Raw genomic sequence first — 26,407 nt, 5'->3', positions numbered from 1 at the left:
TGGAGCGGCGCCCGCGGCGGCGCTCATTCGGGTGCTCCTCCACCAGAACGATCCGGCTCCACGATCTCATCCGGGGCGTCCGTGGTGATCTCTCCCGTCGCGGTGTTGACCGCGATCTTCGGTGCCGCCCCGGCCAGCGCGGCGAGGATGTTCTCCGCGGTCCGCCGCCCGATGCCCGGCACCTCCATGACCTGCTCGACGGTGGCGCCCTTCAGCCTGCGCAGCGAGCCGAAGTGGCCGAGCACCGCCTTGCGCCGGGTCTCCCCCAGACCGGGCACGGCGTCGAGCGCGCTCGCCGTCATGGCCTTCGACCGCTTCTTGCGGTGGAAGGCGATCGCGAAGCGGTGCGCCTCGTCGCGTACGCGCTGCATCAGGTACAGCGCCTCGCTGCTGCGCGGCAGCACCACCGGGTCCTCCTCGCCCGGCAGCCACACCTCCTCCAGCTTCTTGGCGAGACCGCAGACCGCGACGTCGTCGACGCCGAGTTCGTCCAGCGCGCGCTTGGCGGCGGCGACCTGCGGCTGACCGCCGTCCACGACCACCAGCTGCGGCGGGTACGCGAAGCGCTTGGGCTTGCCGGTCTCCGGGTCGATCGGCCCGCTCGGTGCCTCGGTTTCGTCGATGCCCGCGATTTCCGGCTCACCGGTGCGCACGCGCTCGGCGAGGTAGTGCCGGAAGCGCCGGGTCAGCACCTCGTGCATCGAGCGGACGTCGTCCTGGCCCTCGAACGACTTGACGGCGAAGTGCCGGTACTCGCTCTTGCGCGGCAGGCCGTCCTCGAAGACGACCATCGACGCGACGACCTCGGTGCCTTGCAGGTGCGAGATGTCGAAGCACTCGATGCGCAGCGGCGCGGTGTCCAGGCCGAGCGCGTCGGCGATCTCCTGAAGAGCGAGCGAGCGGGTGGTCAGGTCCCCGGCGCGGCGGGTCTTGTGCAGCACGAGGGCCTGCTGCGCGTTGCGCAGCACGGTCTCCTGGAGCGCCTTCTTGTCGCCGCGCTGCGGTACGCGCAGCTCCACCCGGGAGCCGCGCAGCGTGCACAGCCACTCGGCGACGGCGTCCGGCTGGGGCGGCATCGCGGGCACCAGGACCTCGCGCGGGACGGCGTCGCCGCGCTGGTCGCCGTAGATCTGCTGGAGGAAGTGCTCGACGAGGTCGGCCGGGGTGACGTCCTCGACCTTGTCGACGACCCAGCCGCGCTGGCCGCGCACCCGGCCGCCGCGCACGTGGAAGATCTGGACGGCGGCCTCGAGTTCGTCGTCGGCGAGCGCGATGACGTCGGCGTCGGTGCCGTCGCCGAGCACGATGGCGTTCTTCTCCATCGCGCGCGTGAGGGCCCCTATGTCGTCGCGCAGCCGGGCGGCCTTCTCGTACTCCATGTCCACCGCGGCCTGCTTCATGGCGCGTTCCAGGCGGCGGATGTACGGGCCGGTCTGCCCGGCCATGAAGTCGCAGAACTCGTCCGCGAGTTCGCGGTGCTCCTCGGGGCTGACCCGGCCCACGCACGGGGCCGCGCACTTGCCGATGTAGCCGAGCAGGCACGGGCGTCCGGCCTGCTTGGCGGCCTTGAACACACCGTTGCTGCACGTGCGCACCGGGAAGACGCGGAGCAGGAGGTCGACGGTTTCGCGGATCGCCCAGGCGTGGCCGTACGGCCCGAAGTACCGCACGCCCTTCTTCTTCGGCCCGCGCATGACCTGCACGCGCGGGAACTCCTCGTTGAGCGTGACGGCGAGGCTCGGATAGCTCTTGTCGTCGCGGTACTTCACGTTGAAGCGCGGGTCGTACTCCTTGATCCAGGAGTACTCCAGCTGGAGCGCCTCGACCTCGGTGCCGACGACGGTCCACTCCACGGACGCGGCCGTGGTGACCATCGTCTGGGTGCGCGGGTGCAGTCCCGCGAGATCCTGGAAGTACGACGACAGGCGCTGGCGGAGGTTCTTGGCCTTTCCGACGTACACGACCCGCCGGTGCGCGTCCCGGAACCGGTACACGCCGGGGCTGTTGGGGATCTCGCCCGGTTTGGGGCGGTACGTTGCCGGGTCGGCCATCTGCTCCCTCGGTCCTCTCGTCTGTGCGGTGTCGCGGCGGCCCGCCGGGGGGTGCATCAGCCGACGACGATGTCCCCGTCGACGACCTTGGTCGGCAGCTCCGGCAGGGCCTTGTTCGCCGGGCCGCGCACGACCGAGCCGTCGTCGACGTCGAACTGGCTGCCGTGGCATGGGCAGTTGATGACGCCCTGTTCGACCTTCTTGACCAGGCACCCCTGGTGCGGGCACCGCGCGTCGAACGCCTTGTAGACGCCCTTCGCCGGCTGCGTCACCACGACCCGCGAGTCCGCATAGACCTTACCCGCGCCCACCGCGACATCGGGGACCTTGCCGATGGTCACCGGGCCCTGCTCGCCCGCGCGCGGACCGTCCGCCTGCGCCCCCGAGTTCTCCGTCGTGCAGGCGGCGAGCGGTACGCCCACGGCTCCCACCGCACCGGCGACGGCCACGCCGCGCAGCACGGTCCGGCGGTCCGGGGAGGTCGGGGTCGGTGCGGTCATGTGTCTCTCCGTCTGGGGTCGGTGCCTGGCCGACCCCATGATCCCATCGGGCGGTCGTGGGCCGGACAGCGCACCGGCGGCCGCGGCGCGGTCCGGGGCCGACCGGATCGGGTCGGCCCCGGCTCCGGTCGGTCCCGTGTCGTCTCGGTGCCGTGCCGTTCCGGTGCCGGCGCAGAGCCGGTCCGAAGCCGGCTCAGAGCCGGTCGGCGAGGATCTCGCGGAGGAACTTGCCCGTGTGGCTCTCCGCGACGTCCGCGACCTCCTCGGGGCTGCCCTCGGCGATGACCATGCCGCCGCCGCTGCCGCCTTCGGGGCCGAGGTCGACGATCCAGTCCGCGGTCTTGATGACGTCGAGGTTGTGCTCGATCACCAGGACCGTGTTGCCCTTGTCCACCAGCGAGGTCAGCACGCCGAGCAGGCGCCGGATGTCCTCGAAGTGCAGGCCCGTCGTGGGCTCGTCGAGCACGTAGACGGTACGCCCGGTCGAGCGGCGCTGGAGCTCGGAGGCGAGCTTGACGCGCTGCGCCTCGCCACCGGAGAGCGTGGTGGCCGGCTGGCCGAGCCGGACGTACCCGAGCCCGACGTCGTCGAGTGTCTTGAGGTGCCGCGCGATGGCGGGGACCGCCTCGAAGAACTCGCCGGCCTCCTCGATCGGCATGTCCAGCACCTCGGCGATGTTCTTGCCCTTGAAGTGCACTTCGAGCGTCTCGCGGTTGTAGCGCGCGCCGTGGCACACCTCGCACGGGACGTAGACGTCCGGCAGGAAGTTCATCTCGATCTTGATGGTGCCGTCGCCCGCGCAGTTCTCGCAGCGGCCGCCCTTGACGTTGAAGGAGAAGCGGCCCGGCAGGTAGCCGCGCACCTTCGCCTCCTGCGTCTCGGCGAACAGCTTGCGCACGTGGTCGAACACACCTGTGTACGTCGCCGGGTTCGACCGCGGCGTGCGGCCGATCGGTCCCTGGTCGACGTGGACGACCTTGTCCACCAAGTCCGTTCCGGTGACGCGGGTGTGCCGGCCCGGCACCGAGCGGGCGCCGTTCAGCTCGCGCGCGAGGTGCGTGTAGAGGATGTCGTTGACCAGCGTCGACTTCCCGGAGCCCGAGACGCCGGTGATCGCGGTGAAGGTGCCCAGCGGGAACCCGACCGTGACATCGCGCAGGTTGTGCTCGCGCGCGCCGTGCACCACCAGGCGCCGCTTCTTGTCCGGCACGCGCCGCTCGGTCGGCGTCGCGATCTCCTTGCGCTTCGACAGGTAGGCGCCGGTCTGCGACTCCTTGTTCTTCAACAGGTCCTTGTACGGCCCCGAGTGCACCACCCGGCCGCCGTGCTCGCCCGCGCCCGGGCCGATGTCGACGACCCAGTCCGCGACCCGGATGGTGTCCTCGTCATGCTCGACGACGATGAGCGTGTTGCCCATGTCGCGCAGCCGGACCAGGGTCTCGATGAGCCGGTGGTTGTCGCGCTGGTGCAGGCCGATGGACGGCTCGTCCAGCACGTACAGCACGCCGACCAGGCCCGAGCCGATCTGGGTGGCGAGCCGGATGCGCTGTGCCTCACCGCCCGACAGCGTGCCGGCGGCGCGGTTGAGCGACAGGTAGTCGAGGCCGACGTCGACCAGGAAGCGCAGCCGCTCGTTGACCTCCTTGAGCACGCGCTCGGCGATCTTCTTCTCGCGGGCGGTCAGCCGGATCGCGCCGAGGAAGTCGGCGCAGTCGCTGATCGACATCGCGGAGACGTCGGCGATGGACTTCCCGGCGACGGTGACGGCCAGCACGATCGGCTTGAGGCGGGTGCCCTCGCAGGTCGGACACGGCACCTGCCGCATGTAGCCCTCGAAGCGCTCGCGGCTGCTGTCCGACTCCGCCTCGGAGTGGCGGCGCACGATGAACGGGATCGCACCCTCGAAGGCGGTGGTGTACGCGCGCTCGCGGCCGTACCGGTTCTTGTAGCGCACCTCGATCTGCGTCTTGTGCCCGTTGAGCAGCGCGTTGCGGGCGCGCACCGGAAGGCCCGCCCACGGCACGTCGGTGCGGAAGTTGAGGGCGTCGGCGAGGGCGTCTACCAGTCGCCCGAAGTACTCGCTCGCGTGGCCGCTGGACCACGGCGCGAGCGCCCCCTCGTCGAGGGTCTTCTCCGGGTCGGGTACGACGAGCTCCGGGTCGACCTCCATGCGGGTGCCGATGCCGGTGCAGTCGGGGCACGCGCCGAAGGGCGAGTTGAAGGAGAACGAGCGCGGTTCCAGCTCCTCGAACGACAGGTCGTCGTACGGGCAGTAAAGGTGCTCGGAGTACATCCGCTCGCGGTTCTCGTCGTCCTCGGGCAGGTCGACGAAGTCGAGCACGACCATGCCGTTGCCGAGCCGCAGCGCGGTCTCCACCGAGTCGGTCAGGCGGCGCTTGGCCGACGACTTGACCGCGAGGCGGTCGACGACCACCTCGATGGTGTGCTTCTCCTGCTTCTTGAGCTTGGGCGGCTCGGTGAGCTGGATCACCTGGCCGTCGACGCGGGCGCGGCTGTAGCCCTGCGACTGGAGCTGCGCGAAGAGGTCGACGAACTCGCCCTTGCGCTCGCGCACGACCGGCGCGAGCACCTGGAAGCGGGTGCCCTCGTCCAGCTCCAGCACGCGGTCGACGACCTGCTGCGGGCTCTGCCGCGAGATCGGACGGCCGCACTGCGGACAGTGCGGGTGGCCGATGCGCGCGAAGAGCAGGCGCAGGTAGTCGTAGACCTCGGTGATGGTGCCGACCGTCGAGCGCGGGTTGCGGTTGGTGGACTTCTGGTCGATCGACACCGCGGGCGACAGGCCCTCGATGAAGTCGACGTCGGGCTTGTCCATCTGGCCGAGGAACTGGCGGGCGTACGACGACAGCGACTCGACGTAGCGGCGCTGCCCCTCGGCGAAGATCGTGTCGAAGGCCAGCGACGACTTGCCGGAACCGGAGAGCCCGGTGAAGACGATGAGCGCGTCGCGCGGGAGGTCGAGGGAGACATCCTTGAGGTTGTGCTCGCGCGCGCCACGGACAATGAGACGGTCGGCCACTGGAGACTCGAAACCCTTCGACAGCTCTTTTACGGCTCACGGGGCGATCGGCATGTGAGCGCACTGGACGTCCTGCCGGAGGCGCGGGTGGGCTCCTCCGACTGGTTGCGGGCCCTTGACAGGGCTACCCCGGAATTTGTCCCCCGGCCATCGTAAGCGGCCCGGGGCCCGCGTTTGTTCCCCTTTTGCGGCCGCCAGGCTATCGCACACGTATTCGATTATGGCCCGACCGGGGGACGTTTCACTCGATCGTGCGAGCTTTTCGCGCCCCGGCGGGCGGCGGGGCGGGTGGCGCGAACCGCTCGCCCGGCGGCCTCGTCAGCCGATACGGTCGGGGCGTGCCGACAGCGCCCGGGGGCCGCGCACCGTCGGCGCAGGGTCGGCCCAGGGCCGGTATTCCGGCTCCGCCGCAGGTTCTCGGGAGGGACGCTTGACCACGGACGGGTTCGACCCCGCCGCCCTGGTGGACGAGATCGCAGCCGCGACCGCGCAGGTTCTGGACACCGCGGAGCGGCTGGACGCGGCGCGCATGGCCGGACCGTCGCTGCTCGCGGGATGGTCGCGGGCGCACGTTCTGAGCCACCTCGCCCGCAACGCCGACGCGCTGGGCAACCTCGCGCACTGGGCGGGCACCGGGGTGCCGACGCCGATGTACGGGCCGGGCAACGCCCGCGACGCGGCCATCGAGGCGGGCGCGCACCGCCCGCCCGAGGAGGTCCTCGCGGACCTGCGGACCACCTCCGCACGCCTGAACGACACGCTGGAGGCGATGTCGCCGGCCGCGTGGGGGGCGAAGGTCGCGGGCCCCGACGGGCGCGAGTTCGCCGCGGTGCAGCTGCCGTACAAGCGCCTCCGCGAGCTCTACATCCACCACGTGGACCTGAACGCGGGGTGGACCCCGGCGCACTGGCCCGGCGACTTCGCGACCCGCGAACTGCTGGACGCCGCCGCCTCGTTCCGGGGGCGGCCGGACACCGTGCCGCTGCTGCTGCACGACGAGGACTCCGGGCGCCGGCTCACCGTCGGGCCGGAGGACCACGCGCCCGTGGCGGTGGTCTCGGGACGGCGGCGGACGCTGCTGGCGTGGCTGATAGGGCGTACCGGCGGCGACGGCCTGGTCATGGACCCCCCGGGCGCGCTGCCGCCGCTGCCCGCCTGGCTGTGACCGGCCGACCGGTCTGGAGCGGACCGCCGCCGAGCGGGAGGATGGAGCCATGACGACGTATCACGGCTCGGTCAAGGTCGGCGGCACTCCGGCGGTCCGCGAACTGGCGCACCTGATCATCACGAAGATCGCGGTCGGCCCGTACGACAACGACTGCTACCTGCTGCGCTGCCGCGCGACCGGCGAGCAGCTGCTGATCGACGCGGCCAACGACCCGGAGACCCTCCTGACGCTGTTCTCGGACGGCCTCGGCCAGGTGCTGACCACCCACCGGCACGCCGACCACTGGCAGGCGCTCGACGCCGTCGTGGCGGCCACCGGCGCGACCACGCTGGCCGGGCGCTTCGACGCCGAGGAGATCCCGGTGCCGACCGACCGCCTGCTCGCGGACGGTGACACCGTCACCGTCGGCCGCGTGGAGCTGTCGGCGATCCATCTGGTCGGGCACACGCCGGGCAGCATCGCCCTGGTCTACGACGACCCGCAGGGGCATCCGCACCTGTTCACCGGCGACTGCCTGTTCCCGGGCGGCGTGGGCAACACCTTCGGCGACGACGCGGCGTTCCGCACGCTCCTCGCCGGCGTCGAGGAGAAGATCTTCGGTCGGCTGCCGGACGAGACCTGGGTCTACCCGGGCCACGGCAACGACACAACCCTCGGCGCGGAACGTCCGAGCCTGGCAGAGTGGCGCGCCCGCGGCTGGTGACCGCTCGCACACGAAAGCGGCGGGGTTCCCAGGGGAACCCCGCCGCTTTCGTGCCATACCGCCGGCGTCGCTACTTGTCGGCGGACTCCAGTTCGTCGGTGCCGTCGGCCGCGGCGGACTTGCCGTCGGCGCCGTTGCCGCCGTTCTCGCCGGTTGCGGCAGCTGCCTCGGCGGCCTCGATCTCGGCGTCCTTCTTGGACTTGCGGAGGCTGAGCACCGTGGTCACGGCGAGCGTCAGGACGATGAAGCCCAGCGACAGCGGGATGCCGATCTCCGGGACGTGCACGCCCTGGCCGTGCAGCGCCTCGAACACCAGCTTCACGCCGATGAAGCCGAGGATCACGGACAGGCCGTACGACAGGTAGACCAGCTTCTTGAGCAGGCCGCCGATGAGGAAGTACAGCTGCCGCAGACCCATCAGCGCGAACGCGTTGGCGGTGAAGACGATGTACGGCTCCTGCGTGAGGCCGAAGATGGCCGGGATCGAGTCCAGCGCGAAGAGCACGTCGGTCGTACCGACCGCGATCATGACGATCAGCATCGGCGTCACGAAGCGCTTGCCGTGCTCCTTCACCAGGAGCTTGGTGCCGCGGTAGTCCTTCGTCGTCGGGGCGACCTTCTCGACCCAGCGCAGGACGGCGTTCTCCTCGAACTCCTCCTCCTCGTCGGACTTGGCCTCCTTGATCAGCTTCCATGCGGTCCAGATGAGGAACGCGCCGAAAAGGAAGAAGACCCACGAGAACGTCGACACGACGGCGGCGCCGAGGCCGATGAAGATGCCGCGCAGCACGAGCGCGAGCAGCACGCCGATCAGCAGCACGCGCTGCTGGTACTGGGCCGGCACCGCGAACTTGCCCATGATCAGGACGAACACGAACAGGTTGTCGACACTGAGCGACTTCTCGGTGATGAAGCCCGCGAAGAACTCGCCCGAGTACTGGGCGTCGGAGAACAACCAGATGCCGATGCCGAAGACGACGGCGAGGGCGACCCAGAAGATGCCCCACAGCGACGCCTCCTTGAGCGTCACCTCGTGGGGTTTGCGGTTGATGACCAGGTCCACGCCCACGAGTGCGAGCAGGACCACGATGGTCACGATCCAGGTGGTCAGCGAAACATCCACAAATGCCTCCGGCAGACGTGGCAGGGTGCGTCGATGCCGGAGGTCTCTTCCGCCCGGATGTGCCTCAGGGGCCGCCCGGACCGGCAGGCCGGACACATCGTTCCCACTGCGCCATAGGGACGCAGGCCGATATGTCGTACTGACGACCGTGCCGTGGGGGAATACTCCCCTCCGATGAGGACCAGCATGCCAGAAGGTAAAGTAAAGACCAAGTAAGCCTTTACCTTTCCGTGGTGTTCGTGGCGCGGCTCACCCGCCCCGGCCGCCGTCCGACCCCGTGTCCAACGGCCCGTCCAGCCCCGTGTCCGGTGAGCCTCAGGCCCGGCCCGCCTCCACCGGCTCGAAGCCGCGCCTCGGCCGCAGCCGCCCCTGGAACGCCGGGTACGCGGGCGCCTCACACGGCCGCGCCCCCAGCACCAGCCGCCGCGCCCCCGCACTCGCCAGCAGCAGCGGCAGCAGCCGCGCCGTCACCCGCGCGTCCGCGAGCGCGGCGTGCGCATCGGGGAACTCCAGGCCGAAGTACGTGCAGCAGGTGCCGAGCTTGTGGTCGTCCAGGTCGAGGCCGACCGCCTTCGCCAGCCGCATCGTGCACAGCGCCGGAACGATCGGCATCCCGATCCCGGAGGCCGCGAACTCCGCCTCCAGGAACCGCTGTTCGAACGAGGCGTTGTGCGCCACCACCACCGCGCCGGCCAGCAGCGCCGCCAACTCCCCCGCGATGTCCGCAAATCGGGGTGCACCCACGACGTCCCGCGCCGTGATGCGGTGGACCTGGGTGGCCCCGACCCCGCGCCCCGGGTCGACCAGCGTCGTCCACTCGCGCAGCACGCGCCCGTCGCCGCCGACCCGCACGACGCCGATCTCCACGATGCGGTCCCCGCGCCCGGGCGAGAAGCCGGTGGTCTCCAGGTCCACCACCGCGAACTCCAGTTCCGCGATGTCGACCACCCCGCCCGGACCGTCCGCACTACGGGGTCCGGGAACGCCGGCATACGAGAACACGCTTTGCACTCCGAGGGGTTCGTCTGACACCAGGGCACCGCAGCGGCCTCTCGAGGCCACGCTCACCCTAGCGGCGCCGGGTCGCCCGGTCGGCCGCAACCATGCCGAACCACCCGTAAGGGGCGGCGAGATGCCCACACACACGTGCGGCGGGGGGGGGGGGGGGCCGGGGGCCCCCCCCCCCCCCCCCCCGCGCCCCCCCCCCGCCGGGGGGGGGCGCCCCCCGCGCCCCCCCCCCCCCCCGCACGTCCGATGCGAACTGCCCGTCTGTCAGCGGCCGCCCGCCGCACTCGACGCGACCCACGTCAGGAGCGTCTGCGTGACGCCGGTGCCGTCCGAGGGCAGGTCGGGCGTGTACGTCCACGCGTGCCCCACCCACGGGTCCGCGATGTGGTCCTCGGGAATCGGCGTCAGCCGCAGCATCGCCCGCCACAGCGGGTCGAGCAGCGGGCCGAAGGACTGCGCGTCCGCACGGCTCCCGACCACCATCACGTGCACGCCCACCCGCGGCCCCTCCTCGACGAGGTGCCGCAGCTGCGTCATCGTGCGGTCGTCGAAGGCGTACGGGAAGCCGTGCACGACCAGCAGTTGGCGGCTGAAGTCGATGTGCTCCGGCAGCGAGTCGGTCGCGCCGCTCTCCAGTGCCATGCGCGCCAGCTCGACCCGGTCCATCAGCCGCGACATCATCGCCGACACCTCGGGCGCGGTGGTCGCCGCGGGACCGACGAGCAGCCCGCTGGCGGCCAGCGGCGCGAACGGGCCCGCCGCCGCGCCCTTGCCCTCCGGATCCACGACATGCAGCTTCAGGTCGCCGACCGGGAACGCCGCGAGCATGCGCGCGGACAGCGTCACCGCGAGCTCGGTCGCCCGCGCCCGCACCGCCTCGTCCGCGACACCGGCCACGTCGCCGTCGACACCGGACGCGCCGCTGTCGATCCACAGGCCGCGCTCCATCGGCAGCCGCAGCACCATGGGGATCCGCAGCTGCGGGTTCTCCGGCAGGTGCAGGTCGCCGAGGCGCATCGCCAGCGCGGTGTCCTCGGGAGCCCGCCACCCGGCCCACACCGGGGAGTCCCAGCGCGCCATCTCCGGCGGCAGCTTCGGCTCCAACTGCGCGACCTCGGCCGCGAGTTGGGCGGAGTCCTTGTCGAGCCCGGCACGCGCGCGCTCGATCAGCTCGCGGTGCTTGGCACGCGCCGCGTCCTGCTGCGCGAGCCCGGCGGGCGAGGTACGCGCCGCCGGGTCGTTCAGCACGTCCTCCAGGTCCTTGTCGAGCCTGTTGTCCGCGTAGCCGACCGACGAGCGGTACGACGCGGCGGAGCGCGCGGCGTCCTCGAAGATGCCCCACACCTGCTCGTAGAGCCGCTCGACCTGGCGGCGCGCCTCCAGCGCGGCCGCCTCCCGCTGCGCGTCGCTCATGCCCGCGGTGGAGGGCGCCGGCGACGGGGCTGACGGGAATCCGGCGATTGGCGGTACCGGCTGCGCGTCCGGACGCCCGGACGACTGCGGGGCCGCCGGACCGGGGGTGCTCGCGGCGCTGTGCGCGGGCGCGGCCGGACCGGCCAGCAGCATGCGCACACGGTCCACGATCGGGGCGCGCAGTTCGACGCCCACGTCGCGCAGCAGCGCGTCGAGGCCGCCGTCGTACCCCTGCCCCACGGCGCGGACCTTCCACGCGCCCTGGCGGCGGTACAGCTCGACGGTCTGGATCGCGCGCTCGCTGCCCAGGTCGGTAATGGTGAACACGGCGATCGGCGCACCACCGGAGGTGACACTTGCGACCGGGGCGTCCACCGCACCGAAGCGGTCCACACCGCCGCCCTCGACGGTCGCCGCGACGATCACCCGGTCGACGTCCGCGGGGAGCGCCGACAGGTCCACGTCGACACCCTGTGCGCGCAGCGACAATCCGGCCACGGTACGGCCGTCGCGCTGCAGCACGTCGCCGTCGTCGCGGACCTTCAGGCTCGCGTCGAGCAGCACGGCGACGAGTTCGACCGGGCACTGGACGGTGAGGTCGACCGCGACGTGCGGCTCGGGCAGCGGCAGGTTCTGGCCCCGCACGAGTTCGGCGCTCATGCCGCACCCCGCCGACCGCCGGCGCCGCACGCGCGAAACGCCCGCCCCGTTTTGATTCGCCGGCTTCGCTCGCTTCGCTCACTCATGCCGCACCTCGCCGGCGCTCGGCGCCGCATTCGCGAAACGCACCCCCGTCTTGGATTCGCTCGCTTCGCTCACTCATCGGTGGCGCGTTCCCCTCCCCGCCCCCGAGGGACGGAACCGCACGAGCCGGAGCCACTGTCTCGACCGTGGCCCCGGCCCGTTCCGGACTACCAGTTCTCGCTTACAGGTGCGCGGCCAGAGCCGGCATCAGCTCGGTGAAGGTACGGCCGTTGGCCGGCTCACCGATGGCGGTCATCTTCCACCCGTCACCGTGGCGGTAGAGCTTCGCCATGATCTGGGCGTTGTTCGGGCCACCGCCGGAGAGCGTGTAACGGGCCAGCTCCTGCCCGTTGGTCTCGTCGACGATGCGGCAGAACGCGTTCTCGACCTCCTGGAAGGTCTGACCCTGGAACGAGTTCACCGTGAAGATGATCTGCGTCACGTGCACCGGGACGCGGGTCAGGTCGACGATGATCGACTCGTCGTCGCCGTCACCGGCGCCGGTCAGGTTGTCGCCGGTGTGGCGAATCGAGCCGTCGTCGCTGACCAGGTGGCCGAAGTAGACGGCGTCGACCGGCTGCTGGTCCGCGAACAGGACGCACGAGGCGTCCAGGTCGATGTCGCGCTCCCGGCTGCCGAACAGACCCTTCTTCTTGATCGCGTCCCAGCCCAGGCCCATCCGGACCAGGGTCAGCTGGCCGCCACCCTGCTTTTCGAGCGACAGGCGCTGACCCTTGACCATGTTGACGGACACTGTGATGTCTCCCCTCACAAAGCTTGTCCCGCGGCACGCGGCCTCGCGCCCGCAGCGTAGTCCCCTGCCGAACCTCCCGTCAGGGAAGTCGACCAGGGGGCCCATCCGTGACGAACCTATCGTTCATGACGTTTCGATTCGACGGGTCGTTCCCTCTGTTGTGGACCAGTTCGCCTGGTAGACGGTTCCCGGCCCCCGGAAACGGGCAATCTTACGGACTCGGCACGTACACACGGGCGGCGCCCCGCAACGCGCCACCGTCTGCCGTCCCGTGCCGCTTCACGCCATTCCGGCGGCCTTCATGCCGCGCAGTTCCTTCTTCAGCTCGCCGACCTCGTCGCGGAGCCGGGCCGCCAGCTCGAACTGCAACTCGGACGCGGCCGCGTGCATCTGCTCGGTCAGCTGGCCGATCAGGTCCGTGAGGTCCGCGGCCGGCATGTCCTTGGCGTCCGGCAGCTTGCGCCCGGCGGTGGGCACAGGTGCCTTGGTACGCCCCTTGCCGCCCGCCATCAGCTCGTGGGTGTCCGCGTCCTCGCGCGCGATCATGTCGAGGATGTCGACGATCTTCTTGCGCAGCGGCTGCGGGTCGATGCCGCGCTCCTCGTTGTAGGCGATCTGCTTGTCGCGGCGGCGGTTCGTCTCGTCGATCGCCTTTTCCATCGACGGAGTGATGCGGTCCGCGTACATGTGCACCTGTCCGGACACGTTGCGGGCCGCGCGGCCGATGGTCTGGATCAGCGACGTGCCGGAGCGCAGGAAGCCCTCCTTGTCGGCGTCCAGGATGGCCACGAGCGACACCTCTGGCAGGTCCAGGCCCTCACGCAGCAGGTTGATGCCGACCAGCACGTCGAACTCGCCGAGCCGCAGCTCGCGCAGCAGCTCGATGCGGCGCAGCGTGTCGATGTCGCTGTGCAGGTAGCGCACCCGGATGCCCAGTTCGAGGAGGTAGTCGGTCAGGTCCTCGGACATCTTCTTGGTGAGCGTGGTCACCAGCACGCGCTCGTCGCGCTCGGCGCGCTTGCGGATCTCCTCGACGAGGTCGTCGATCTGGCCCTCGGTCGGCTTGACCACGACCTCAGGGTCGATCAGCCCGGTCGGGCGGATGACCTGCTCGACGACGCCGTTGCCGCGCGACAGCTCGTACGGCCCGGGCGTCGCGGACAGGTACACCGTCTGCCCGATGCGCTCGAGGAACTCCTCCCACTTCAGCGGGCGGTTGTCGATCGCGGACGGCAGCCGGAAGCCGTGGTCGACCAGGTTCCGCTTGCGCGACGCGTCGCCCTCGTACATCGCGCCGATCTGCGGCACCGTCTGGTGCGACTCGTCGATGACCAGCAGGAAGTCCTCGGGGAAGTAGTCGAGCAGCGTGTTGGGCGCGCTGCCGGCCTCGCGGCCGTCGATGTGCCGCGAGTAGTTCTCGATGCCCGAGCAGGTGCCGATCTGCCGCATCATCTCGATGTCGTACGTCGTGCGCATGCGCAGCCGCTGGGCCTCCAGCAGCTTGCCCTGCTTCTCGAACAGCGCCAGCTGGTCGGCGAGCTCCTTCTCGATGCCGGTGATCGCGCGCTCCATGCGCTCGGCGCCGGCCACGTAGTGGGTGGCCGGGAAGACGTACAGCTGCTCGTCGTTGGTGACGACCTCGCCGGTCAGCGGGTGCAGCGTCATCAGCGACTCGATCTCGTCGCCGAACATCTCGATGCGGACCGCGAGCTCCTCGTAGACCGGGAAGATCTCGATCGTGTCGCCGCGGACCCGGAAGGTGCCACGCGTGAACGCGACGTCGTTCCGCGCGTACTGGATGTCCACGAAGCGGCGCAGCAGCGCGTCGCGGTCGATCTCCTGGCCGACCTTGAGCGACACCATGCGGTCGACGTACTCCTGCGGCGTGCCGAGACCGTAGATGCAGGACACGGACGCGACCACGATGACGTCGCGGCGGGTCAGCAGCGAGTTGGTGGTCGAGTGCCGCAGCCGCTCGACCTCCTCGTTGATCGAGGAGTCCTTCTCGATGTAGGTGTCCGTCTGCGCGATGTACGCCTCGGGCTGGTAGTAGTCGTAGTACGAGACGAAGTACTCGACCGCGTTGTTCGGCAGGAGCTCGCGGAACTCGTTGGCGAGCTGCGCGGCCAGCGTCTTGTTGGGCGCCATGACCAGGGTCGGCCGCTGGAGCCGCTCGATCATCCAGGCGGTCGTCGCCGACTTGCCCGTGCCGGTGGCGCCGAGCAGCACGACGTCCTTCTCCGCGGCGCGGACGCGTCGCTCGAGGTCGTCGATGGCCGCCGGCTGGTCGCCGCTTGGCTGGTAGGGGCTGACGACCTGGAAGGGCGCCACTTTGCGTTCGAGGTCCGTGATGGGTCGCACTCGTCAACCGTACGGCCTGGGTCCGACAAGCGGGGCGGCTACTTCTTGGGCGGCGCCCAGACCGCCACGAAGGAGCCGCACGAGAACACCTCGCCCTTCAGCTCCCGCTTGACCTTGGCCTCGATGTTGCGGTCGGTCCAGTGCACGATGGGCTGGTTCGGCGGCACGTACTTGGGCACGTAGCCGGGCACCGCCACGAACCGCACGTCGATGGTCTGGAACAGCACGAGGTAGTCCCCCGAGGCGTTCAGCTCCTTGGCCCGCTTGAGCATGAGCTTCTCGGCCTCGCGGTTCTTGACCTCCATGTAGTACAGCCAGTCCATCGGGAACGGGTTGTCGAGCCCGAACACCGGATACGCCACCGAGGTGTCGGGCAGCACCGCGACCCACTTGGCCGGCCGCGCCTTGACGCAGTCGCGGACCTGGGTCATGTAGCGGCGGTCGCCGGGGCTGGTCCGGATGCCACGCATCTCGGGCGACACCGTGCCCATGTCCTGGGTCAGGACGGGGCGGCCTCCGTCGATGTAGCCGTAGCCGTCGCGTACGTCGAGCAGCTTGACCGCCCCGGCGCCGAGCACCAGCGCACCCGCCGCGGCGAGCGCCAGCGCGCGTACCGCCGTCGCCCGGCGGGCCGGCGACGCGGCGGCGACCACCAGCGGGGCCGGGGTGGCCGCACCGCGCCACAGCACGACCATGGTGGTCAGCGCGATGGAGCCGCCGATCAGCGCCGGCACGTCGTAGCCGTACGAGAGGCTGACCATCCAGCCCAGCGCGAGCACCGGCAGCGCTCCGGTCAGCAGGCGTCGGCGCACTATGGCGTCGACGACGACCGCGCCGGCCAGCATCCACCACAGGATGCAGGAGTACGCGACCTCCGCGAAGATCATCTTCGCCTGGGTCAGCTCCGCGACGATCGCCGCGGTGGCCACCAGGCACGCCGCCGGGTCGGCCCAGCTCGCGACCCGGCGCGCCGCCCCGTCGCCGGGACGGCGGGCCACCAGGCGGGCCACCACGATCGCGGCGAGCGCGACCGCGAACAGCAGCAGCCAGCGCCGCTCCTGCGGGGCTCCGCGCAGCATCTCCGGCATCAGGGTCAGCACGCGCCTGCCCCACACGCCGTCGGTGCCCAGGAGCTGGTCGGGCAGCTCGGCCGTGCCGCCGCCCAGGACCACCCACACGACGTACCCGAAGCCCGCGCCGCCCAGCGCCGCGAGGTCCCCCGCGACACGGCGCGGCGTCAGGCTGCCGCGCCTGCGCGGATGGAGGAACAGCATCGCGAGGGCGACCAGCAGGACGGGCGCGAAGCTCTGCTTGCAGATGACCGCGTACCCGGCCAGGAAGAGGCCCCAGCGGCGCAGTGCGGCGCTGTCGCGGCGCAGCCCCCGGTCCAGGAGGCACCAGCCCAGCGACGCGAAGAAGATGCCGTCGGTGGTGTGCCACGTCATCGCGGCCCACATGTGCAGGTTGACCATCGCGGCGGCGGCGGTCAGGCCGACCAGCAGCGGGCCGAAGCGCGTCCACGGGCGGCCGGTCACCAGCACGGTGAGCGCGATCGCCGAGACGACGAACTGGAGTGTCGCGACCCACGCCTGCACCAGCATCAGAGGGCCGGGGATCACGAAGTCGACGATGTGGAACACCGCCGAACCGGCCGGCCGCGGCGAGAAGAAGTCCGCGTGGGGCACCTGGCCGTCGAGGATCCGCCACGTGAGCGCCTGGGTGAAGCCCTGGTCCATGGGGGCGAAGCCGTAGCGGCCGACGGAGTACGTGAGCCACGTGGCCAGCATCAGCGGCCACGCCACGTGCACGCCGATCCGGGCCGCCCTGCGGCGGTCCCACGTGTGGGGCGCGGTCGGCAGAAGCCTGCGGAGCCGGGTGCGCGTACCGGTCGCCGCGGCGGCGGGCCCGGCGTCTCCGACGGTCCTGGCGGCCGCGGGGGCCGCGGGGGCCGCGCCGACGTGCGCGTCCGCGTCAGACCCGGGCTCGGCGCCCGGGGCGCTGCGGGTGCTCCGGTCCGTCATCGTGCGGGCGTCCTCGTCCCGAGGGTGGCCATCGTGTCCTCACTGGTGGCGCCCGCCGCGTGTGCGGGGACGGAAGGGCCGGGCAGGGCGGCGCCGGGGCTCCCGGCGGTCAGTGCGGCGTGCTTTCGATCATGCGATGCCGGCGGGCGGCTCGCCCGTCAGGCGCTCCCACAGCGCGCGAAGCTGGGGCTCCAGGGCCTCGATCGGCCCGTCGTTGTCGACGACGACGTCGGCGATGGCGATGCGGTCCGCGCGGGTGGCCTGGGCGGCCATGCGGTTGCGGGCGTCCTGCTCGGTCATGCCGCGCAGGCGTACGAGGCGGTCGAGTTGCGTCTCGGGGGACGCGTCGACGACCACGACCAGGTCGTACAGCTTCTCCAGCCGGTTCTCCGCGAGCAGCGGCACGTCGTTGACCAGCACCGCGTCCTCGGCCGCCGCGGCCCGCAACTCGTCGGCGCGGGCGCCCACGAGCGGGTGCACGATCGCGTTGAGCGCCGCGAGGCGGTCCTTGTCGGCGAAGACCAGCGAGCCGAGCTTCGGCCGGTCGAGGGTGCCGTCGGCGGCGAGGATGTCCGCCCCGAACTCGGCGACCAACGCGGCCAGCCCCGGGGTGCCGGGCTCGACGACCTCGCGCGCGATCAGGTCGGAGTCGACGACCACGGCGCCGTACGCCGCGAGCCGACGCGACACCTCGCTCTTGCCCGAACCGATGCCGCCGGTAAGCCCCACGTTGACCATGACAGGTCAGCGTAATGCGCCCCTGGCGCGCGCTTCCCCCGGGTCACCGGTATCGAGGATTCCGGTCCGGGCGAATTCGGCGGCCATTCCGCAACCGTTCGGCCACCGCACGCGTATCCATGGCGACATGCCGGAGTTGTACCGACAACCCGAATCCGGGTTTTGCGGTTGTAGATTCGTGGATCATCCGATCCCCAGGGTCTGTCAATCCTTGCCGGATACCACCGGATTCCGCCCGGTGGTCCCGGCGAGTTCCGCCCGCACCCTTCCGGAACCCTGCCGATCGAGGAGTCCATGCCCCGCATCCGCGCCGCGACGCTGACGATCGCCCTGCTCCTCGGCGCCCTGGCGGCATGCGACACCGGCGGCGATCCGCCAGGGGCCCGGCCGCACACGGCGGGCAAGGCCTCCACCGACCCGAACACCGCCGAACGCGTCATCCCGCCGGGGACCATGCCGGAGGACCGCACCACGGCGGTGTCGACGCCCTGCGCCCGCGTGGCGCGGCCAGCCGGCTGGGTCGCCGAGGAGAACAAGCAGGCGGGGACCGGCGATTGGCGGGTCCCCGAGCGCTGGGGCGCGGAACTCATGGGCTTCCTCGACACCGACAGCGTCGCGTGCGGCGAGAGCGTGGAGCTGCGGCTCACCGGGCCCGGGCCGGCCCGCCTGACGGCGTACCGCATGGGCTGGTACGGCGGGACGGGCGGCCGCGAGGTGTGGTCGTCGGCGGAGGTCCCCAGCGTGCCGCGCCCGAAGCCGGCCGCCGCCGCACCGACCTACACCGTCGAGACGAACTGGCCGATGTCCCTGGAGTTCACGGTCGACGAACGCTGGCCGCCCGGCTACTACATGCTCGTGCTGCGGAACCGGTCCGGCAGCTCCTACGGGATGCAGCTGACCGTGCGGGACGAGGCCGGCGACGCACCGCTGCTGTTCCAGGCGGCCAACCTGACCGCCCAGGCGTACAACACCTACGGCGGATACGGGCTCTACAGCGGCCCCCGCGACACCTCCGGCGCCCGCTCCGACCGCGCCCGCGTGGCCAGCTTCGAACGCCCCTACACCGGCAGCGGATACCTCGTGCCCTACTGGTACGACGTGCCGATGGTGCAGGCCCTCGAACGCACCGGGATCGACGTCGACTACGTCACCGACATCGACGTCGACCGCCGCCCCTCGCAACTGCTGCGCCACAAGGGCCTGATCATCGGCGGACACAACGAGTACTGGACGCGCCGCATGTACGACGGCGTCGAGGCCGCGCGCGACCGCGGCGTCAACATTGCCTTCTTCGGCGCCAACACCGTCTACTGGCACTCGCGCCTGGAGCCCTCCCCCGCGGGCGCCGACCGCCGGGTGGCGGTCTACCGCAAGGCGGCCGAGGACCCGCTCGCGGCCGACGACCCCCGCCAGGCCACCGTCACGTGGCGCGAGGCGCCGCTCAACCGCGGCGAGCACAGCCTCGTCGGCGCCACGTGGGGCGGGCTGGGCGTGGTCGGGTCGTTCCGGGTGCTGGACGCCGGTTCGTGGATCTACGCGGGCACCGGCGTACGCGACGGCCAGGTGCTCGCGAACTCACTCGGCGGCGAGTACGACACGGCCCTCCCGAACGACCCCGCGACGCCCCCGACCCTCTCGGTCATCGCCGCGGCCCCGCTCCGCGTCGGACCGCGCGCCACGATGGGCACGATCACGTACTACACGACCCCCTCCGGAGCGGGCGTCTTCTCCGCAGGCACCACCTACTGGCCCTGCCAACTGCGCGGCGCGTGCCACGAGATGCCCGTGGACGCCACCAGCCGCGCGGTCCTGGAGCGCATGACCGACAACATCGTGCGGGCCTTCGCCGAGGGCCCCGCGGGCACCCGCCACCCGTCCGCTCCGCTGCCGCCGCCGTCCCCGGAGAACCTGGTGGCCACCGCCGCGCGGCCGGAGGACGTGGGCGTACGCCCCTGACACCGCGCCGTGTGAACGCCGTGTGGCGGCCACCCCCGGTCGGGGCGGCCGCCACACGGCGTTCGGCTCGGTGCGTCAGATGGGGAGCTTGCGGAAGATCGGGCGCGGAACGTGCCGCAGCACCGAGAACACGTACCGCAGCTGACCCGGCACCCACACCGTCGTGGAGCCCTTGCGCAGCCCCTTGATGATGCCGTCGGCGACGACGTCCGGCGTGGTGGCCATGGGGCCGTCGGGCATGCCCTCGGTCATGCGCGTCTTCACGAAGCCCGGGCGGACCACCATGACGTGGATGCCCGTGCCGTGCACCTTGTCGGCCAGGCCCTGCGCGAACGCGTCCAGGCCGGCCTTCGAGGAGCCGTAGATGAAGTTGGCCTTGCGGGCGCGCTCGGCGGCGACCGACGAGATCACCGCGAGCGAGCCGTGGCCCTGGCGGCGCAGCGCCTTCACCGACGCGAGCCCCGCCGACACCCCGCCGACGTAGTTGACCTGCGCGACCTTCGCCGCCGCGACCGGGTCCTGCTCGTCGGACTCCTGGTCGCCCAGGACCCCGAACGCGAGCAGCACGACGTCGATGTCGCCGTCCGCGAACACCCCGTCGATGGTCTTCTCGTGGGTGTCCGGCTCGGCCGCGTCGAACGCGACGACCTCGACGGCCGCGCCGCGGCCGCGCAGGTCGGTCGCCGCCGCGTCGAGGGCGTCGGAGGGACGCCCGGCCAGCACCACGCGGCGTACGCGCTCGGCGACCATCTTGCGGGCGGTGTGGAGCGCGATCTCGGACGTGCCGCCGAGGATGAGGAGAGACTGCGGTGCGCCCAAAGCGTCTTTCACCGTGTTTCCTTCTGAGTGGATGGCTTGCCGGTCCCGCCTTCGCAGCGCCCCGGCCGGTCGCCGGGGCCGCCGGTCAGGCGAGGCCGAGACGGCGGGCCTGGTCGGAGACGAAGACGCCGTCCGGGTCCACCTTGGCACGGACCGTGCGGAACTCTTCCAGGCGCGGGTACATCCGGGCCATGTCCGCGGGGTCCATCCGCGAGTCCTTCGCCAGGTACATGCGGCCGTCGTTGGACAGCACCAGCTCGTCGAGCTCGTGCAGCAGACGGGACAGCCCGGGCGTGTTGGTCGGGAAGTCCAGCGTCAGCGTCCAGCCCGGCTTGGGGAACGACAGGTATCCGCGGTTGCCCGGGCCGAAGCGCTTGAGCACCGTCAGCGAGGACGGCGCGCCCGCCGCGCTGATCTTCTCGACCACCTGGCGCAGCGCGGCCTCGCGCTCGAACGGCACCACGAACTGGTACTGCAGGAACCCGGTCTTGCCGTACGCCCGGTTCCACTCCTGGACCGCGTCCAGCGGGTGGAAGAACGCCGAGATGCTCTGCAGCTGCCCGACCTTGTGCTGCGGCGCCTTGCGGTACCACATCTCGTTGAACAGGCCCATGGTGAACTTGTTCGGCAGCCGGCCCGGCACGATGTCCGGCACCGTCACCAGCGTCCCGCTCTTGAACTTCAGCGGATTGGCGCGCTTCTTGGCCGGCAGGTCCTCCAGCCGGGCGAACTCGCCGCAGGTGAGCACCGACCGGCCGAGGTTGCGGCCCTTGGCGAGGCAGTCGAGCCACGCGACGGTGTACGCGTACTTCTCGTCGGTCTCGGCCATCAGCGCCATGATCTCGTCGAGGTCGCGCGTGCGGTCGGTGTCGACCGACACCAGCGACGTCTCGATCGGCGTCATGCGGACGACCGCCGACAGCACGATGCCGGTCAGGCCCATGCCGCCCGCGGTGGCCCAGAACAGCTCCGGGTCGCCCTCGGGCGTCACGGTGCGCACGGTGCCGTCGGCCAGCAGCAGGTCCATCGACAGCACGTGGTCGCAGAAGCTGCCGTGCGCGTGGTGGTTCTTGCCGTGCACGTCCGCGCCGATGGCGCCGCCCACGGTCACTTGCCGCGTGCCGGGGGTCACCGGCACGAAGAAGCCGAACGGCACGAACAGTTCGATGAGCCGGTCCAGGCTCACGCCGGCCTCGACGGTGACGACGCCGTTCTCGAGGTCGGCGTCCAGCACGCGGTTCATCGACGTCATGTCGAGGACGAGCCCGCCGCCGTTCTGCGCGGGGTCGCCGTAACTGCGCCCGAGGCCGCGGGCGATGACGCCGCGGTCGGTGCGCCTGCGTAGTGCGTCCGCGACCTGCTCGCGCGTCATCGGGGTGACGACGTCGGCGGTGGTCGGGGCGGTGCGGCCCCACCCGTTCAGCGACTTGCGCTGCGCGGCGGGGAAGAAGTCGGCCACGGGGCCGTCAGACATGGAAAACTCCCAGGACGAACATGAGCAGCCACGCGAACCCGAGTCCGACGATGACCTTGTCCTTGAGGACAACGTCCTCCGGCGCACCCGCGGTTCCCGCGTCGACGTAGACGGCGTACCGCAGCAGCACGAAGCCGAACGGCACCAGGGACAACTGCTGCCAGGCCAGCGTGGCGTCGCCCTGCGGAATGTCGAACGCCCACAGGCTGTACGTCAGAACGGTGACGGCCACCGACATCTGCCACACGAAGCGCAGGTAGGTGATCGAGTAGTTGGCCAGCGAGGCACGGGTCTTGGCCGCCTCCTCGCCCATCAGGACCATCTCCGAGTACCGCTTGCCCGCGACCATGAACAGCGAGCCGAAGCCCGCGGTCAGCAGGAACCAGCGGGACAGCGGGATGTCCGCCGCGACACCGCCGACCATCGCCCGGAAGAGGAAGCCGGAGGCGACCATCATCAGGTCGAGGACCTGCACGTGCTTGAACGCGAAGCTGTAGAGCATGTGCATGGCGATGTACAGGCCGACGATCAGTGCGGTGCCCCGGTTGCACAGGATCACCGACAGCACGATCGACGCCACGGCCAGGACCGGCCCGAGCACCCACGCCAGCTTGACCGGCACCACGCCCGAGGCGATGGGCCGGTACCGCTTCTTCGGGTGCTGGCGGTCCGACTCGACGTCGAACGCGTCGTTGACGTAGTAGATCGACGACGCCGCGATGCAGAAGATCGCGAAGATGTAGAGGCACTGGCGCATCACGTCCCACTCGTCGATGCGGCCGGCCGCCAGCGGCGCCGCGAAGACGAGGACGTTCTTGACCCACTGCTTGGGTCGCGCGAGCTTGATGAGCCCGCCCAGGAGTCCACCCCTGGGAGGCCGCGGCGGCTCGGCCGTGTCGGCCTGGGCCTGCGGCGACGCTTCGATCTCGGACGTGCTCACGTCTTCAGATCCCCTTCGGTACGGAACTGGCGCGCTTGGACCAGGACCGACCCAGATGCGCGGCGGCGGCCCCCATGGCCGCGCCGCCGATCACGTCGGTCGGGTAGTGGACGCCTACGACGAGCCGCGAGAAGCCCATCGCGACCGCGGCCGGCACGGTGACCCGGGCGGGCACCAGGCCGCGGAACGCGACCACGGACGCGGCGGCGGACACGGAATGAGAGGACGGGAAGCTGTGCCGTCCCGCGGTGCGGACGATCGGCAGCATGTCCTCGAACGCGGGACGCGGCCGCCGCACGACGCGCTTGAGCGCCATGCTGGCCGCATGCGCGGTGGCGATGGTGGCGGTGGCACGCAGCCACTGCGCCCGCCGGCCCTTGTCGACGGCAGCGCCGACCAGGCCGGTCGCCAGGAACACGCCGCCGTGCTCACCGGCGAAGGAAAGGGCCTTGCTCGCCCGCTGGATCACCGGATGACCGGTCCGCCCGCGTACACCTCGGTACAGGGCCACGTCGGTTCCCGTGACGATGCTGAATACCTGCCCGGTGGCCGGAAACCCACCAGAGGCCATACGAACCCTCATTCCCACACGTCGCGTCGGCACCGGAATCCACGTCCCCGAACGCGTCATCCGTCGGTTGTCGGTCCCGGCCCGGTCACCGCATGCGCGCTCTCGTTCCCGGTACGGGAGGGGAACGCGGCAGCAGGCGCCAAAGGCCCTAGCGTACGCGAAGGGCCGCCGTCGGCTCCTCCCGAGGACGTGCCGCACCCCCGCACGGCCCCTGCCGCCGCAGCCCCCGGCCGGGTGCTGTCCTCGCAGGTCAGAGCCTGTCCGAACAGATTCAGAACGACTGATCACTCTGTGCTTTCGTGACAGAACTGTGGCATTACCCGGCCGAAAGACGATCCACTGTTCACCCTTCCTTTTACCTTCGCGTCCGCCCGTGCGCTCAGCCCAGCGGCACGGGCGAAAACGCGCCCGCGACCAGCCGCACCGGAGCGCCGCCGCCGTCGGCCGGCACCGACCACACGTCCGACGCCGAACCCGTCCCGGCCGGCAGGTCGTAGGCCACCGTGCGGTCGTCCAGCCAGACCGCCTGGTCGTCCACGCTGCGGGCCTCGGCGAGCGCGGTCTCGGCACCGGTGGCCAGGTCCAGGACGTACAGCCGCCACGGCTTGCGGGCGTCGTCGGACACCTTCTTCTTGAACACCAGCCGTGTGCCGTCCGGGGACAACGACGGGCACTCCACGTTCTCCCGCACCACCGTCATCGTGCGCGCCCGGAAGTCGCCGCGGACCAGGTACGTGCGGTTGGGACTGAACGTCGACATCGTCGCGTAGAAGACGTTGTCGTCGGCGGTGAACGTGACGCCCCAGAAGTTGCGGTCGGGGGTGCGCACGTCCTTGCCGTCGCGCGTGACCGCGAAGTCCTCCAGGGACTCGACGACGGCGCCGGTGTGCGTGTCGAGGACCGAGGTGCGGGTCGAGAAGGACGAGCCGGCGTACGAGTCGCCGTACACGAACACCGTCCACGACGCCATCCGCCCCGACGCCGACAGGCGCGCCCGGTTCGGCGTACCCGACAACTCCACGCGACGCGTCTCCCGCAGTTGGTCGTCCAGGACGAGCGCGTAGTTGCGGGAGATGACCCCGCGGTCGACGACCAGGCACAGCGCGGTGCCGGCCGCGGCGTAGACGCGCTCGCACGTACGGTCGCCCACCAGGCGCGGGCCACCGGGGTCGGCGGCGGAGACGGTCGCCAGGTGGCCGTACCCCGGGCCGGACTCGGTGCTGCGGAACAGCAGGCGCGGCGGGCCGGCGAGGGTTATCGGCGTGGCACCGGGGGCGGTGCCGGAGCCGCCGTACTTCTTGTCGTCCTCGCGCTCGACGGCGTGCAGCGTGTACGCGACCCCCACCCCGGCGAGCACCACCAGCGCGAGCACGAAGGCGAGCACTCTGCGGCGCGTGAAGACGGCGGCCACCGGCCCGTCGTGCTCACGACCCGCCTCCCGGTCCGATACGTCGGCCTGCCCGCGGTCCTGTCCCCGGTCCTGTTCGCGATCTTGCTCGCGGTCCCGGTCCTGTTCAACGTCCACGTACGCGCGCCCCTCCCAGCACCACCGCGCTGACCCCCAGCGCGACGACCAGCACCGCACCCGACCACACCACCGCCCGCTCGGGCCCCCACTGCGTCCACGCCCACCCGAACGCCACGGACGACACGAAGCGCCCCGCCGCCTGCCCGGTCTGCAGCACCGCGAGCCCGCTCGTGCGCAGCTCGGCCGGCAGCCCCGCGCCGGCGGCCGCCATCAGGATGCCGTCGGTCATCGCGTAGAACACCCCGTGCAGGGCCAGCGTGCCGACCAGCAGCGCCACGCCGCCGAACGGCCCGGCCAGCAGCACGTACACCGCGCCCAGCGCGAGGTGCCCGGCGAGGAACACCCGGCGCCGCCCCACCCGGTCGGCGAGCCGCCCGACGGGGATCGCCAGCAGCAGGTACACCCCGGCGGTACCGAGCGGCAGCAGTGGGAACCAGTGGGCCTTGATGTCCAGTTCGCGCTGCAGCACGAGGTAGATGAACGCGTCGCTCACCGTCGCCACGCCGAGCAGCGCCGCGCACAGGCACAGCCGCCGGAACGGCACGTCGCGCAGCAGCCCCACCCCCGCCCGCCACGACGCCGCGCGCGGCTTGCCGGTTCCGGCGGGCGGCCCGGGGCGGTCCCGGACGAACAGCAGCAGCATCAGCAGGCCGACCATGCCGATGCAGAAGCTCACGACGAACACCGCGTCGTACGCGGTCGCCACCGCGGACAGGATCATGAACGCGAGTAGCGGGCCGAGGAACGCCCCCGCGGTGTCCAGCGCCCGGTGCACCCCGAACGCCCGGCCCTGCGCCTCGGGTGTGCTGGACAGCGAGATCAACGCGTCGCGCGGAGCGGTACGCAGGCCCTTGCCCGCCCGGTCCACCGCCAGCAGCGTCCCGATGCCGGACACCGAGGCACCGACCGCCGGGAAGCCGAGCTTGCTGACCGCGGACAGCCCGTAGCCCGCCGCGGCGACCTTCTTGCGCGCCGAGAAGCGGTCGGCGATGTGCCCGCCCGCCAGCCGCAGGAAGACCGTCACGCCGGAGTAGAGGCCGTCCAGGAATCCGAACTGCAGTATGGACAGCCCGAGTCCGGCCACCAGGTAGACGGGCATGACCGCCGTGACCATCTCCGACGATATGTCGGTGACAAGGCTGACCATGCCGAGTGCCACGACATTCGCCGTGACCGCGCCGCGTGCCACCCGGGAGCGACCGCCCCCCACCCCGGTGACGGTGTCCTGGCTGCGGCTGGAAGACAGGTACACGCCGCAGGGCCCCTCTCACCCGGCCGTGTTCCGGCCCGAAGCCCGAACCTCAGCAAACCCTAGCCGTGGCAGGCCCCTTCCCGAGCAAAACCGTCCGTTCCCCACCCGAGCGGACCACCGACCCGCCGACCGGCCTGCCGATTTGCCGACCGACCCCGCGACCGACCCCGCGACCGACCCCGCGACCGACCCCGCGACCGACCCCGCCGCGCTGCCTCGGCAACTGCCCTGCCGCCCTTGATA

19 protein-coding genes are annotated in these 26,407 nt (G+C 71.3%); 3 read left to right on the top strand and 16 right to left on the bottom strand.

The genetic code is table 11. The features are described 5' to 3' along the window. Window positions 1-23: 23 nt before the first annotated feature. The 3 genes from uvrC to uvrA all read right to left on the bottom strand — a co-directional run bounded on the left by uvrC (window position 24) and on the right by uvrA (window position 5,591). Entirely contained in the window at window positions 24-2,051 is a 2,028-nt protein-coding gene (gene uvrC, locus ACWD12_RS29415; RefSeq protein ID WP_450102097.1) for an excinuclease ABC subunit UvrC, read from the bottom strand. A gap of 56 nt (window positions 2,052-2,107) precedes the next feature. Continuing rightward, window positions 2,108-2,551 carry a Rieske (2Fe-2S) protein gene (locus ACWD12_RS29410; RefSeq protein WP_358348832.1) on the bottom strand — a complete coding sequence of 148 codons (444 nt, stop codon included), beginning with the start codon at window positions 2,549-2,551 and terminating at the stop codon, window positions 2,108-2,110. Between the two features lie 193 nt (window positions 2,552-2,744). Then, on the bottom strand, window positions 2,745-5,591 hold the full coding sequence (uvrA, locus tag ACWD12_RS29405) for an excinuclease ABC subunit UvrA (protein WP_358348835.1): 2,847 nt from the start codon (window positions 5,589-5,591) through the stop codon (window positions 2,745-2,747). Window positions 5,592-6,021: 430 nt separating this feature from the next. On the opposite strand from uvrA, the gene ACWD12_RS29400 reads away from it, so the two are divergent. Together ACWD12_RS29400 and ACWD12_RS29395 are read left to right on the top strand one after the other, a co-directional pair. After that, window positions 6,022-6,756, top strand: coding sequence for a maleylpyruvate isomerase family mycothiol-dependent enzyme (locus tag ACWD12_RS29400; RefSeq protein WP_450102096.1), 735 nt, complete (start codon window positions 6,022-6,024; stop codon window positions 6,754-6,756). A 49-nt stretch (window positions 6,757-6,805) separates the two neighbouring features. Next, the gene (locus tag ACWD12_RS29395) at window positions 6,806-7,462 is read left to right on the top strand and encodes an MBL fold metallo-hydrolase (protein WP_450102095.1); all 657 of its coding nucleotides are present in this window, start codon (window positions 6,806-6,808) and stop codon (window positions 7,460-7,462) included. A gap of 70 nt (window positions 7,463-7,532) precedes the next feature. Here the strand turns inward: ACWD12_RS29395 and ACWD12_RS29390 are convergent, their stop codons facing one another. From ACWD12_RS29390 to coaE, 7 genes are all read right to left on the bottom strand, one after another. Next, window positions 7,533-8,585, bottom strand: coding sequence for a TerC family protein (locus ACWD12_RS29390; protein WP_450102094.1), 1,053 nt, complete (start codon window positions 8,583-8,585; stop codon window positions 7,533-7,535). Window positions 8,586-8,900: 315 nt separating this feature from the next. After that, window positions 8,901-9,533, bottom strand: a complete 633-nt coding sequence (locus tag ACWD12_RS29385) for a 3'-5' exonuclease (RefSeq protein ID WP_450102093.1) — start codon at window positions 9,531-9,533, stop codon at window positions 8,901-8,903. A gap of 324 nt (window positions 9,534-9,857) precedes the next feature. Next, the gene (locus ACWD12_RS29380) at window positions 9,858-11,666 is read right to left on the bottom strand and encodes a TerD family protein (RefSeq protein ID WP_450102092.1); all 1,809 of its coding nucleotides are present in this window, start codon (window positions 11,664-11,666) and stop codon (window positions 9,858-9,860) included. A 265-nt stretch (window positions 11,667-11,931) separates the two neighbouring features. After that, window positions 11,932-12,504 (bottom strand): TerD family protein, encoded by a 573-nt coding sequence (locus tag ACWD12_RS29375; protein WP_358363785.1) that lies wholly within the window; start codon window positions 12,502-12,504, stop codon window positions 11,932-11,934. Between the two features lie 279 nt (window positions 12,505-12,783). Then, window positions 12,784-14,865, bottom strand: coding sequence for an excinuclease ABC subunit UvrB (uvrB, locus tag ACWD12_RS29370; RefSeq protein WP_358363783.1), 2,082 nt, complete (start codon window positions 14,863-14,865; stop codon window positions 12,784-12,786). A gap of 38 nt (window positions 14,866-14,903) precedes the next feature. After that, window positions 14,904-16,886 carry a hypothetical protein gene (locus tag ACWD12_RS29365; RefSeq protein WP_450102091.1) on the bottom strand — a complete coding sequence of 661 codons (1,983 nt, stop codon included), beginning with the start codon at window positions 16,884-16,886 and terminating at the stop codon, window positions 14,904-14,906. Between the two features lie 129 nt (window positions 16,887-17,015). Then, window positions 17,016-17,624, bottom strand: coding sequence for a dephospho-CoA kinase (gene coaE, locus ACWD12_RS29360; protein WP_450102090.1), 609 nt, complete (start codon window positions 17,622-17,624; stop codon window positions 17,016-17,018). 294 nt (window positions 17,625-17,918) lie between these two features. On the opposite strand from coaE, the gene ACWD12_RS29355 reads away from it, so the two are divergent. Beyond that, window positions 17,919-19,580, top strand: coding sequence for a N,N-dimethylformamidase beta subunit family domain-containing protein (locus ACWD12_RS29355; RefSeq protein ID WP_358363780.1), 1,662 nt, complete (start codon window positions 17,919-17,921; stop codon window positions 19,578-19,580). A gap of 75 nt (window positions 19,581-19,655) precedes the next feature. On the opposite strand, the gene ACWD12_RS29350 is transcribed toward ACWD12_RS29355, so the two are convergent. The 6 genes from ACWD12_RS29350 to ACWD12_RS29325 all read right to left on the bottom strand — a co-directional run bounded on the left by ACWD12_RS29350 (window position 19,656) and on the right by ACWD12_RS29325 (window position 26,164). After that, the gene (locus ACWD12_RS29350; RefSeq protein WP_358363778.1) at window positions 19,656-20,411 is read right to left on the bottom strand and encodes a decaprenylphospho-beta-D-erythro-pentofuranosid-2-ulose 2-reductase; all 756 of its coding nucleotides are present in this window, start codon (window positions 20,409-20,411) and stop codon (window positions 19,656-19,658) included. Window positions 20,412-20,484: 73 nt separating this feature from the next. Beyond that, the gene (locus tag ACWD12_RS29345; protein WP_358363777.1) at window positions 20,485-21,873 is read right to left on the bottom strand and encodes an FAD-binding oxidoreductase; all 1,389 of its coding nucleotides are present in this window, start codon (window positions 21,871-21,873) and stop codon (window positions 20,485-20,487) included. Next, window positions 21,866-22,813, bottom strand: coding sequence for a decaprenyl-phosphate phosphoribosyltransferase (locus tag ACWD12_RS29340; RefSeq protein WP_358363775.1), 948 nt, complete (start codon window positions 22,811-22,813; stop codon window positions 21,866-21,868). Before ACWD12_RS29340 ends, ACWD12_RS29345 begins: the two co-directional genes overlap by 8 nt. Window positions 22,814-22,817: 4 nt before the next feature. After that, window positions 22,818-23,324 (bottom strand): phosphatase PAP2 family protein, encoded by a 507-nt coding sequence (locus ACWD12_RS29335; protein WP_358363773.1) that lies wholly within the window; start codon window positions 23,322-23,324, stop codon window positions 22,818-22,820. Between the two features lie 439 nt (window positions 23,325-23,763). Further along, entirely contained in the window at window positions 23,764-24,909 is a 1,146-nt protein-coding gene (locus ACWD12_RS29330) for a TolB family protein (protein ID WP_450102089.1), read from the bottom strand. After that, a complete protein-coding gene (locus ACWD12_RS29325) occupies window positions 24,899-26,164 on the bottom strand; it encodes an MFS transporter (protein WP_450102088.1) in 1,266 nt (421 codons plus the stop codon). Before ACWD12_RS29325 ends, ACWD12_RS29330 begins: the two co-directional genes overlap by 11 nt. Window positions 26,165-26,407 lie beyond the last annotated feature (243 nt).

The sequence above is a fragment of the Streptodolium elevatio genome (genome assembly GCF_053592165.1).
Note: the sequence above shows the minus strand (reverse complement) of the source record. Positions and strands in the feature narration are given on the sequence as shown.